9 protein-coding genes are annotated in these 11317 nt (G+C 49.1%); 7 read left to right on the forward strand and 2 right to left on the reverse strand.

Features of this window, described 5'->3' with window-relative positions; genetic code table 11:
* Window positions 1-91 precede the first annotated feature (91 nt).
* The 3 genes from gap to GU926_RS00670 all read left to right on the forward strand — a co-directional run bounded on the left by gap (window position 92) and on the right by GU926_RS00670 (window position 2448).
* Window positions 92-1087, forward strand: coding sequence for a type I glyceraldehyde-3-phosphate dehydrogenase (gap, locus tag GU926_RS00660; RefSeq protein WP_160688039.1), 996 nt, complete (start codon window positions 92-94; stop codon window positions 1085-1087).
* Window positions 1088-1196: 109 nt separating this feature from the next.
* Window positions 1197-2093 (forward strand): diacylglycerol/lipid kinase family protein, encoded by an 897-nt coding sequence (locus GU926_RS00665; RefSeq protein WP_160688041.1) that lies wholly within the window; start codon window positions 1197-1199, stop codon window positions 2091-2093.
* A 10-nt stretch (window positions 2094-2103) separates the two neighbouring features.
* Window positions 2104-2448: a translation initiation factor gene (locus tag GU926_RS00670; RefSeq protein WP_066510154.1), complete on the forward strand. Its 345-nt coding sequence runs from the start codon at window positions 2104-2106 to the stop codon at window positions 2446-2448.
* Between the two features lie 287 nt (window positions 2449-2735).
* Here GU926_RS00670 and kdsB read toward each other — a convergent pair whose 3' ends face one another.
* Entirely contained in the window at window positions 2736-3473 is a 738-nt protein-coding gene (gene kdsB / locus GU926_RS00675) for a 3-deoxy-manno-octulosonate cytidylyltransferase (protein ID WP_160688043.1), read from the reverse strand.
* 116 nt (window positions 3474-3589) lie between these two features.
* Between kdsB and GU926_RS00680 the strand changes: the two genes are divergently transcribed.
* The 4 genes from GU926_RS00680 (at window position 3590) to GU926_RS00695 (ending at window position 9558) form a co-directional block, all read left to right on the forward strand.
* Complete coding sequence (locus GU926_RS00680; RefSeq protein ID WP_160688045.1) at window positions 3590-4426, forward strand: DUF4905 domain-containing protein; 837 nt, start codon at window positions 3590-3592, stop codon at window positions 4424-4426.
* 13 nt (window positions 4427-4439) lie between these two features.
* Complete coding sequence (locus GU926_RS00685) at window positions 4440-5582, forward strand: LysM peptidoglycan-binding domain-containing protein (RefSeq protein ID WP_160688047.1); 1143 nt, start codon at window positions 4440-4442, stop codon at window positions 5580-5582.
* A 280-nt stretch (window positions 5583-5862) separates the two neighbouring features.
* Window positions 5863-6633 carry a TIGR02757 family protein gene (locus tag GU926_RS00690; RefSeq protein WP_160688049.1) on the forward strand — a complete coding sequence of 257 codons (771 nt, stop codon included), beginning with the start codon at window positions 5863-5865 and terminating at the stop codon, window positions 6631-6633.
* A gap of 513 nt (window positions 6634-7146) precedes the next feature.
* Window positions 7147-9558 (forward strand): endonuclease MutS2, encoded by a 2412-nt coding sequence (locus tag GU926_RS00695; RefSeq protein WP_160688051.1) that lies wholly within the window; start codon window positions 7147-7149, stop codon window positions 9556-9558.
* Between the two features lie 658 nt (window positions 9559-10216).
* Here GU926_RS00695 and murB read toward each other — a convergent pair.
* Window positions 10217-11236: a UDP-N-acetylmuramate dehydrogenase gene (murB, locus tag GU926_RS00700; protein WP_160688053.1), complete on the reverse strand. Its 1020-nt coding sequence runs from the start codon at window positions 11234-11236 to the stop codon at window positions 10217-10219.
* Window positions 11237-11317 lie beyond the last annotated feature (81 nt).

Here is an 11317-nt window from a genome sequence, read left to right on the forward strand (position 1 = left end):
AATGAGACCCAAAATTTTAGTTTGTTTTGCTATCCAAGAGGCGTAACTTCGCCGGTAGTTAGTACAACCCATAACCAAACCTTATTTATCCATGTCTAAGAAAATAAGAGTAGCCATCAACGGCTTCGGTCGCATAGGCCGTCTTACCTTTAGAGCCCTGTTGGAGCGCGAGAACGTAGAGGTAGTTGGCATCAACGACCTAACCGACAACGCCACGCTAGCGCACCTATTAAAATATGATTCTGTGCACGGTCGTTTCAACGGCACTGTGACTGCAGATGAATCAAGCATCACCGTCAACGGAAACCGCATTGAAGTACACGCAGAGCGTGAGCCTAAGAACTTGCCTTGGGGTAAACTGAACGTAGACGTGGTATTGGAGTCTACTGGTCGTTTCGTGGACGAAAAAGGAGCAGGCGGACACTTAGAAGCCGGCGCCAAAAAAGTAGTAATCTCGGCCCCAGCCAAAGGAAACATTCCAACCGTAGTATTAGGCGTGAACGAAGACACCTTGACCGGTTCTGAAACCATCATGTCTAACGCATCTTGTACGACTAACTGCCTTGCCCCAATGGCGAAGGTGTTGGACGATGCCTTCGGAATTGAGAAGGGGTACATCACCACGGTACACGCCTACACCGCTGACCAAAACCTACAGGATGCACCGCACTCTGACTTGCGCAGAGCTCGTGCCGCCGCGTATTCTATCATCCCAACGTCAACCGGTGCTGCCAAGGCCGTTGGCTTGGTATTGCCTCACTTAAACGGTAAGTTGGACGGGGTTGCCATGCGCGTGCCTATTCCAGATGGTTCTTTGACAGACTTAACTGTCGTGTTAAAGCGTGAAGTAACCGTAGCCGAAATCAACGCCGCTATGAAAGCTGCTGCCGATGGAAAAATGAAAGGCATCCTGGAGTACACTGAGGATCCAATCGTTTCTATTGACATTGTTGGCAACCCACATTCATGTATTTTTGACGCTGACCTAACTTCTGCTAACGGTACGCTGGTGAAAGTAGTAGGCTGGTATGACAACGAGTCTGGTTACTCTAACCGTGCTGCAGACTTGATCTCTCGCATAGGATAGTTAGCGTAATAGCTTTTATACCTTTTAAGAAGTGGTGTTGCTGTACAGTAGCACCACTTTTTTTGTCTATTTTTACCAAAACAGGCCAAAAACGACGTACACCCAGCGAATGAGCCAGACACTAGCCCGCCAGAAAGTTTGCTTTATTCTGAATCCTAAATCGGGGACCCGGAGCGGAGTAGACGTGCCTTCTTTGATTGAACAAGGCCTTGACACGCAGCACTGGGAGCCTTGCCTGCTCAAGACGGAATACGCCGGGCACGCCACCGAATTGGCCAGACAAGCCGCTGAAGACGGTACAAGACTGGTAGTGGCCGTGGGCGGAGACGGAACGGTAAATGAGGTAGCTCGTGGTCTACTCCATACCAACACCGCCTTGGGTATTCTGCCCAAAGGATCAGGAAACGGCTTGGCTCGTCACTTGAAAATTCCCCTGAAACTTCCGCAGGCCTTGGAATTGATCAATAAGGCCACCTTTCATCATATAGATTCCTGCTCCATCAACAGTCACCCGTTTTTCTGTACGGCCGGCATCGGGTTTGACGGCTTGGTAAGTTCAGCGTTTGCCAAAAGCGTGAAGCGCGGGCTGGCCAGTTACGTGCAGTTGATTATCAAGGAGTTTAGAACGTATCTGGCCCAGGAGGCCACCATTCAAATAAATGACCGCGAGCTGAGTTCAGAGTTTTTCGTGATCGCCTTCGCCAATGCCTCCCAATACGGCAATGATGCGTTCATCGCGCCCATGGCCGACATTCAGGACGGGCTTTTGGACGTTTGCCTGATCAGGCATGTAGGTTTGACCGAGGCCCTGCAACTGGGATATGGCTTGATGACCAAAACCATTTCTACCTCGTCGCTGGCCGAGTTTCATACCTGCGCCACCGTGCAGGTCCATAGCCAAATTCCTCAGCATTTTCACGCAGACGGCGAGTACATTGGCCAGGCCACCCAATTTGAAGTAACATTATTCCCTAAATCGCTGGAAATAGTAGCTGCTTTAGGATAAAGAAAAGAAGATGAGCAAGAACAAGAAAAACCGGGACGGCGTGGTGTTTTCCACCAACCCAGACTTTGAATACGATTACCAGCAGGACGAAACCATTGCCACCCTGCCGCCCCAACAACAGGACCTGCGCGTGCAACTAGACAAGAAAGCGCGCGGCGGTAAGAAAGTAACCTTGATCACGGGCTTCGTGGGTCAGGACGAGGACCTGCAAACCTTAGGCAAGACTCTAAAAAACAAGTGCGGCGTAGGCGGAAGCGCCAAAGACAACGAAATCATGATCCAAGGCGACTTTAGAGACAAAGTCATGCAGGTTCTCCTGGACCTGGGCTACAAAGCCAAAAAGGCGGGAGGATAAAGTGTAGTCCTGAGTCGCGAGTCCTGAGCCAGCAGAAATCTTAAGGTCATTTTTAGCCCGTTTTCTGAAAATCAGGTCAAAAACGAAGCAAAGCAATCCAATCATTCTCAGGGAGAACGTTAGGGAAAGCCGTTTGCATTTAAGAATCTGTAGACACCAGATGCAGTTTTGTCTCCCAGCCTTTAATTCCCAAATAAGTCAATAGAGCAAAAGCCGTTTTTGGCTTGGTTTCCGAGAAACAGGCCAAAAACGGCTTTTGCTTTTCCTCCATAAGGAACGGGATTAAATTATCTCAAATAGGCCAAGGCTTTTTCAACATCCTCAGGCGTGTCTATCCCGATGGTCTCAAATTCGGTAATGGCGGTGACAATTCGGTAACCATGCTCCAGCCAACGTAGTTGTTCCAAGGACTCGGCTTTCTCCAAGGCTGAAGGTGCCAGTTTAGTCAATTCCGCCAGCACCGCACTGCGGTATCCGTAGATGCCTATGTGCTTGTAATACGCATGCTTTTCCATCCACTGGTCTTGTTCAACACCTCTCAAATAGGGGATAGGATGCCGGCTGAAATACAAGGCTTGGTGCTGGGCGCCAATGACTACTTTCGGGCTGTTCGGGTTAAAGAGTTCTTCCTGGTTCTTCACCCGTTTGATCAAGGTGGCAATCTGCGAGGCTTCCTGTTCAAAGCAGGAAAGTACCTTTTCTATCTGCTCCGGCTGAATGAAAGGCTCGTCTCCTTGTATGTTCACCACCACGTCAAATTCCTGCCCCATTAAAGTGTACGCCTCGTAACACCGGTCGGTACCACTTTGGTGGTGTTCACCCGTCATTACTGCCTTTCCGCCAAATCCTGTAACATGGTCCAGAATGCGCTCATCATCCGTAGCCACCACCACGGCATCTAGGTTAGACTTCTGCGCCTGCTCATACACCCGCTGAATCATAGATTTTCCATCTAAGTCAACTAAGGGTTTGCCCGGGAAACGGGTAGAGGCGTAACGGGCAGGGATGATTCCTAAGGTTTTCATATGGCATTTACTTTACAGATTCAAAGATAGTATTCTTCCAGCCAGCAATAGTGGCCTTTACCAAGCTTTGTAATTTCCGTTTTTGGCCTATTTTTACAGAAACAGGCCAAAAACGCATGCCATCTTCCCCAGAAATCCTCCAGTATCAGTTCAAAGGCAAGGTTTGGCGGCTGTTGCCCAATGAGCAGACCGGATGTTTTGGCGTAGAGGTGCGGGACACGCAGTCGTTGCAAGTCTATTTTTGTCTGCTCCAGCCGGGCTGTCCTCAGCTGCTGTTAGACCATTTCCAGGTAGAAGAAAAGTGGTGGGCCGGGCTGGCTGGTTTCAGTGAAGAGATTCTGTATTTGCACGGGTTTGACCGGCAGGGAACCGTGGGGCAGCCAATGGGGGTTACGGCGGTCCAGATGGCTTCGCAGAAGGTGCTGTTCATTCAGCCAACCGTTCTTTTTGAGGCACAGCATGGCCAAAATCTCTACTGTTCAGAAGCAGGGGAGCGGCCAAAAAAAGTACAGGTTTATGAAGCGAATACTGGGCAGTTTCTGCAAGCGTTGACAGAGCAGGAAGCTGTCCGGTTGCTGGAAGATGGCAAGAAGGAATTGGCTTTTAAGGTAGACCACTCAGAGATATTTACTTCTTCCAGTAGCCATTACACAGATTTGACGGCATTTATAGCTGGCCACAAGGGGCATGTGCCGGTGCAAGAGGTGGAGTATTTGGAAACAGATACCTGCTTTATTCTCAGCTACTATGTAGCCCAAGAGGTCGGATTGTTTGACAAATTTTTGGTAACTTACAGCCTCAATGGTGAAGCCTTAAACGAGTTTTGCCTTGTGAAGGATGCAGAAAGGATAGGAGGGCCCGCGTTTTTTGTACAGTCTGGTTTCCTTTTTCTGTTGCAGCATGAGTCTGTGCTTGTGTCTGTTCCCCTCCCGGTGAATGTAAATTTTGATTAAGAAATAGAGTCCAATGTTGAAGAAATTTGTGTTTGTTTTAGGATGCGCCCTGGTGAGCTACGGTGCTGCCCAGGCGGGCACGTTGGCGGTACGTGATTCAGTAGGAACTCAGACCGTAAACGGGAAAATATTCATCACCCACAAAGTAGAGCCCAAAGAGACGCTGTACGCCCTTTCACGCAAATACGGTGTAGCCGTTGGACAGATTGTGGCGGCCAACAAGAACATTGACAAAGCCATTCATGTAGGGCAATTGGTGCTCATTCCAATGAAAGGCGCCACGGCCGCCGCACCAGCCAAAACAGCCACCCCTGCGGCCAAATCTGCGCCTACTGGTGCCAAGCCAGCGGCAGTTCCGGCGGCTGCTCCGGCTGCCAGCAGAACCTACGTGGTAGATGCCAAAGGCAACAGACTGCATACCGTACAGCCAAAGCAGACGCTATTTGCCATTTCCAGACTACACAAAGTAACCATTGACGATCTTAAGAAATGGAACAAGCTGACGGATAACACCGTGGAGATTGGCCAGGAGCTGATTGTGGGAGTAGGTGACAAACCTAATTTACAGGCCACTGCCCAGAAGCCCATTTACGTGCCTGAGAAGGATGACGAGGTAGCCATGCCGAAGCAAGCCGGTAACTCTGCTGCAGTAGCCAAGACCGAAGAAGTAAAACCAGCCCCAGCCGCTGCTAAGCAACCTACTCCGGTTAGACCAGTGACGGCCAAGCCCGCCATTCCTACCACGTTGGCCAAGGCCGGCGCCCCTAAAACCGAAACTGCCACTACCGCAACAAGTCCTGCTCCGGCCCCGGCGCCCGTTTCTACTCCTACCAAATCAGCTGAAGAAAAAGATTCAAAGTCTTTGACGGTGACCACTGAGTACACCCCGCGCGTGTCTGAAAGTGGCATGGCCGAAGCCATTGACCAAAAAGTAGATGCCAACAAGTTCCTGGCCCTGCACAAAACGGCTCCGGTGGGTACCATCATGGCGGTGAAAAACCCCATGAACAACCAAACGGTATACGTACGCGTGATTGGGAAACTACCAGAAACCGGCGAAAACGAGAAAGTAGTCATTAAGCTATCCAAGAAGGCCTGCCAGCAGATTGGCGCCAACGACGGCCGCTTCAGAGTAGAACTTTCTTACATGCCATAAGGCGTTTTTGACCTATTTTCACCAAAAGAGGCGAAAAACGGAAACCCCAAAGGAATCCGCTTTTCGCCTCTTTTTTTATGAATAATGAATAATATGATTTTTAAATGTGAAGAATAGCTTTAGCCAGAACTGTGGGGAGGCTTTGTGTTAAAAAAAATTGCGAATCATTGAGGCTGTCTTTCCACCTTTCTTTCACCTGCGTAATAGAAGCCATTACCTGTAGTTACTTACTCATTGAGAAATTAATCACTAATCATTATTCATTAATCATTAAAAAGAGATGTCTTCCCAGATCAAGGCTTTGTTAGAGGATAGATACCAGCGTTACAATACCTTGGAGTTCATTCCGCATGATCCCATTTCTATCCCGCATAGGTTTACAGAGAAAAGAGATATTGAGATAGCAGGGTTCTTCGCGTCTATTTTGGCGTGGGGACAACGGAAGACCATCATCAACAAGTGCACTGAGCTCATGGCCCGCATGGACAATGCTCCCTACCAGTTCATCCGGCATCACCACGAAGATGATTTAAAAAGCTTGCTGGGGTTCAAGCACCGTACCTTCAATGACACAGACTTGCTGTACCTGGTCCATTTTTTTCGTTGGTTTTACGAGCAGCATAACTCCCTGGAAGTGGCATTCTTAGGAACTGGTCCTGTGCCGTTGCTTACTCAGAAAGCCAGACTGGAGCACTTTTATAACCTGGTTTTTTCTTTGCCAGAAGCCCCGCACCGAACCAGAAAACACATTTCCACCCCTGCCAAGAAATCTGCCTGCAAACGCATTAATATGTACCTGCGCTGGATGGTAAGAAAAGACGAGTCCGGCGTGGACTTCGGGATTTGGAAAAGCATCTCTCCCAAAGACTTAATCTGCCCCTGCGACGTACATGTCCAGCGCGTGGCCCGCAAACTCAAACTCATTGAACGCACCCAATCAGACTGGGCCATGGCCGAAGAACTCACCAAAAACCTCCGCGCCTATGATCCCCAAGACCCGGTAAAGTATGACTTCGCGTTGTTTGGCCTGGGGATTGAAGAGAAGTTTTAGTTGGGTTAACAATTAGTTCGCCTTGACAGTTAAGCCTTTTCAAACCTTCATTCTCTCAATAATTCAATCACTCAATCATTCACTCACTATTTTGTCATCCTGAAAAGATCTTGTGGGCATACTAGACAGGCTTGGTCATTGGAACAAGTACTTCTTGTTTTTTAATAATGAAGTCATCACAATGAAAAGGCGCTACTGCAGTTTGCCACCAAGATCCTTACAGGATGACAAAAGCGAAGGTTTTGCGGTTACTTATAGTTGTAGGTGTAAGTAAATAGCAATTTTTTGTATGGCGTTTTTGGCTTCTTTTCCTGAAAACAGGCCAAAAATGAGTGTTTACCTCAACTTTCACCTGTTGAGTCCTTGCACCAGCGCATCCAAATAATTCGCCCCGAAAAGGAACATCCCATTACCTCTATCTGTTATCCAATGCTTGGCAATGCTGTTTTTAACCTACTTTTGTAAAAACAGCCAAAAAACGAATAACGGTTAACCAATAACAACCAACGATACTTGATATACCCATCAAATTTTGAACAAAAGATTGGCTTCGGGCAGATTAGGGAAATGCTCTCTGATTCCTGCTTGAGTCCGCTGGGACGCCGTTTTGTGGAGCGGGTCCAATTCCTGAACCGTTTTGACCTGGTGGAACGACTGCTGCAACAGGCAGATGAGTTTGCCCAGATTCTTCGCTCCGGCGAGGACTTTCCATCACAGTATTACTTTGACGTAACCGAGCACCTGAACCGGGCCGCTTTAGAAGGAGCGTTTCTGGAAGTGCGCGGCGTCTTCGAGATAAAAATGTCATTGCGGGCCATCCGGCAGGCACTGGGCTTCTTTTTTGAGGCGGAGGAAGAGGCTTTTCCTGCCCTCAAAGCGCTCACGCAGGGCGTAGAGGTAGACCGCGCGCTGGTGGCTGCCTTAGACAAACTGGTAGATGATGCCGGCAATGTGCGGGATGATGCCTCACCGGAGTTGCAGCGCGTAAAGCGCGACCTCATTGGTCAGCAGACGCAGTTGCGCAAGACCATCAGCAGTATTCTGCGCCACGCCAAGCAGGAAGGCTGGACGCCCGGCGATGCCGAGCCTACCATCAGAGGCGGCCGCCTGGTGATTCCTGTTATTGCCGAATACAAGCGCCGCATCAAAGGCTTGATTCATGATGAGTCTACCACCGGCCAAACCGTTTACCTGGAACCTGAAAGCGTCTTTGAACTCAACAATGACATCAAAGACCTGGAGAACGCCTATCATAGAGAGATGATTAGGTTACTGACGGCGGTCACCAACCAGGTGCGCCACCATCTTCCTAACCTGAAGAAGGCGTACCAGTTCCTGTCCTTGCTGGATTTCATTAGAGCCAAGGCGGTGCTGGCCAACAGAATTGGCGGCATCATGCCCACTCTGCACAAACAACAGCTGATTAAATGGAAAGACGCCCGCCATCCCATTCTGCATTTAACCATGCAGGCACACGGTAAAAAAGCAGTGCCACTTTCACTGGAGTTGAACCCTACGCAGCGCATCCTCTTGATTTCGGGACCTAACGCCGGGGGTAAATCGGTGGCCATGAAGACGGTGGGCCTGCTGCAGTACATGTTGCAGTGCGGACTCTTGATTCCGGTGGGAGAGGGCTCAGAGGCTGGTATGTTTGACGATGTTTTCTTGGATATGGGCGATGAGCAATCCATTGAAAATGACTTGAGTACGTACAGCTCGCACTTGCAAAACATGAAGCAGTTTGTGCTGTTCGCGGGTAAGAAATCTTTGGTTTTGGTAGATGAGTTCGGGACGGGTACGGAGCCGGTTCTGGGTGGAGCCATTGCTGAGGCAGTCTTGGGGCAGCTGCACCAACAGAAGGTTTACGGCGTCATCACCACCCACTATACCAACCTCAAGAACTTCGCGGAAAAGACCCCTGAAATTGTGAACGGGGCCATGCGCTACAACCCCTCAGAACTGCAGCCTCTCTACCAGCTGGAGATTGGCAAGCCGGGCAGTTCCTTCGCCCTGGAGATTGCCCGCAAGATTGGTTTGCCCAAAAACATTCTGGACAAAGCCGGCACTTTGGTGGGTAAAGAGAAAATACGCTATGACCGCCTGCTGGAGCAATTAGAACAAGAAAAGACCGACTTTGAACAACGCAACGCCAGCGTAGCCAAGCAGGAACGCAAACTGCAGAAAGCGGTGCAGGAATACACTGAGCTCAAGCAGCACCTGGAGGAAAGCAAGACAGACGTTCTCCGGAACGCCAAGGCCCAGGCCAAACTCCTGCTCAAAGACGCCAATCAGCAGATTGAAAGCACCATTGAGCAGATAAGAAAAAGTCAGGCAGAGAAGGAACAGACCAAGGCTGCGCGTCAGGAACTGGAAACTTTCAAGGCAAAGCTGCTACCAGAACCTAAGCCTGCCATCCGGAACGGAAACGCGAAAAGTGGTCCGTTGCAGGTAGGTGAACGCGTGGTACTACAGGGGCAGGATTCAGTAGGCGAGTTACTGGCCGTCAAAGGTAAAACCGCCGAGGTGAGTTTTGGTGGCCTCAAAACCATTGTCAAGCTGGACAAACTGGAACGCCCAGACCACAACGCCGCCTGGATGAAGGAGAAGAAAGCCAAGGACAAGGAAGCCGCCACCGCCACAGGCCCTTCTAAAGGCTTGGACGTGACCCAGCGCATGGCAGATTTTCAGCACACCTTAGACGTGCGCGGCAAGTACGCCGAGGACGCCCTGACCACCGTGATGAATTTCATGGACGACGCCATCATGCTGGGCATTCCAGAGGTAAAAATCATCCATGGCCGCGGCAATGGCGTGCTCAAGCAAGTGGTGCGGGATTACGTGCGCACCTTGAAAGAAGTAGCCAGCGTAGGCAATGAGCACATAGAACGCGGCGGGGACGGTGCTTCAGTTATTGTTTTGAAGTAGTTGATATAAAATCTTATTGGATAGAAGTATAAATTAGTCCAAGCAATTTGATAATCATGATTTTGATTAATATCCTTTATTCGGCTTATTTTCTTTTCTTGAATTTTATAGTTTTTTTAACCTTAGCAAGAGCAAATAAGGTAAGTAGATTGAATATATGGTAGCTAGCTAGCTTTGTGGCGCTAGTTACCATATTGCATAATGACTTTCTAGACACTAATTACTTTATGACTTCTGAAGCATACTGGCGAATATTATGGTTTAGCTTCAGTTTAGTTTTATTACATTATGGTGACGGCTTACAAAAGTTAGTGATAGAGAAAGCTGTCCCGTCACAGGGTGTTGGAAATCAAAATATTGCCGGAGCAACTTTGAAAATATTTGATTTTTTGCGGTACAAGGTTATTTATGTTATGATTTCTTGCTACCAACTAGTTGCTATCTGGGTTCCAGTAGTAAGGGAGAGCTTAGTATCAATAAAAGAAAATGGGTTGATTCTACTTTTTAGTTGAGATTATAAACTTTCCGTTTTTTGCCTACTTTACAGAAAACAAGCCAAAATCGCCTATAAATGAAAAAGACCAGCCGAAAGCGCTGGCCTTTTTCATTTATAGGCGATTAAATTTCCTTCGTTCAAGGCAATTAAGTTATAGAGTCTTTAGATGATATTCACCTCGGGCGAAAGACTGATGCCGAATTTCTCTTCCACGGACTTTATGATTTCATAGGCCAGGGCTTTTACCTCATTGCCGGTGGCGCCGCCGTAGTTTACCAGCACTAAGGCTTGGTCTTTGTGCACGCCGTGTTTGCCCAGAACCTTTCCTTTCCAGCCACACTGCTCAATCAGCCAGCCGGCCGGCACTTTCACGGTATGCTCGCTCACGGGGTAACCAGGCATGGTGGGGTATTGCTCCTTCAGGATGTCAAACTGCGCGAGGCCGATCTCAGGGTTTTTGAAAAAAGAGCCGGCGTTGCCAATCTTGGCCGGATCTGGAAGCTTGGTTCTTCTAATGTGAATTACGGCATCACTAATGGCTTTCAGGCTCAATTCTTTCACCTGCATTTCTTCCAGGGTGTTGCTGATGGCCCCGTATGACGTGTTGAAGGTAGGATTACGGGTGAGTTGTAAGGTAACCGAGGTGACAATGTATCTGCCTTTGGCTTCTTTCTTGAAAATGCTTTCACGGTAGCCAAAGTTGCACTCCTCTTTCCCGAAGGTGATGGTCTGGCCCGTCTCCATTTCCACGGCCTCTAAGGAGTAGAAGGTGTCTTTCAGCTCAACGCCATAAGCACCAATGTTCTGCAGTGGGGCCGCGCCCACCGTCCCAGGTATCAGGGAAAGGTTTTCAATGCCGCCCAAGCCTTGTTCAATAGTATACAGCACCAGGTCATGCCAGGTCTCGCCGCTACCCGCCGTCACCAGCACGTGCTCCTGGTCTTCCTGGGGTGCTTGGGTAATGCCTTTGATGCGGTTGAGCAAAACGGCTGCTTCCACATCCTGGGTGAACAAGACGTTGCTGCCACCGCCCAGAATCAGTTTGGGGAGCGCCTTCACCTGAGGGTGCTGCAATAATTCCTGCAGCTCTTCCTTAGAAGTGAATTCAGCTAGCAGGGTGGCTTTGGCGTCTATCCCGAAGGTATTGTACGGTTGCAGGGAGGCGGCTCTCTGGAGTTCCATAGGCAAGGTGAAAGGTTCTGTAAGGGAACAAAGTTACAGAAACCCGGTAAGATTGAGGAAACCCGACGCGTAAACCTGTGA

Source organism: Nibribacter ruber (assembly GCF_009913235.1).
GTDB classification, from domain to species: domain Bacteria; phylum Bacteroidota; class Bacteroidia; order Cytophagales; family Hymenobacteraceae; genus Nibribacter; species Nibribacter ruber.

Bases quoted from the DNA above. Each gene is read 5' to 3' on its own strand.
- GU926_RS00690 (WP_160688049.1), top strand. From the start codon at position 5,863: ATGTCTTCCCAGATCAAGGCTTTGTTAGAGGATAGATACCAGCGTTAC.
- GU926_RS00670 (WP_066510154.1), top strand. From the start codon at position 2,104: ATGAGCAAGAACAAGAAAAACCGGGACGGCGTGGTGTTTTCCACCAAC.
- gap (WP_160688039.1), top strand. From the start codon at position 92: ATGTCTAAGAAAATAAGAGTAGCCATCAACGGCTTCGGTCGCATAGGC.
- GU926_RS00665 (WP_160688041.1), top strand. From the start codon at position 1,197: ATGAGCCAGACACTAGCCCGCCAGAAAGTTTGCTTTATTCTGAATCCT.
- GU926_RS00685 (WP_160688047.1), top strand. From the start codon at position 4,440: ATGTTGAAGAAATTTGTGTTTGTTTTAGGATGCGCCCTGGTGAGCTAC.
- kdsB (WP_160688043.1), bottom strand. From the start codon at position 3,473: ATGAAAACCTTAGGAATCATCCCTGCCCGTTACGCCTCTACCCGTTTC.
- GU926_RS00680 (WP_160688045.1), top strand. From the start codon at position 3,590: ATGCCATCTTCCCCAGAAATCCTCCAGTATCAGTTCAAAGGCAAGGTT.
- murB (WP_160688053.1), bottom strand. From the start codon at position 11,236: ATGGAACTCCAGAGAGCCGCCTCCCTGCAACCGTACAATACCTTCGGG.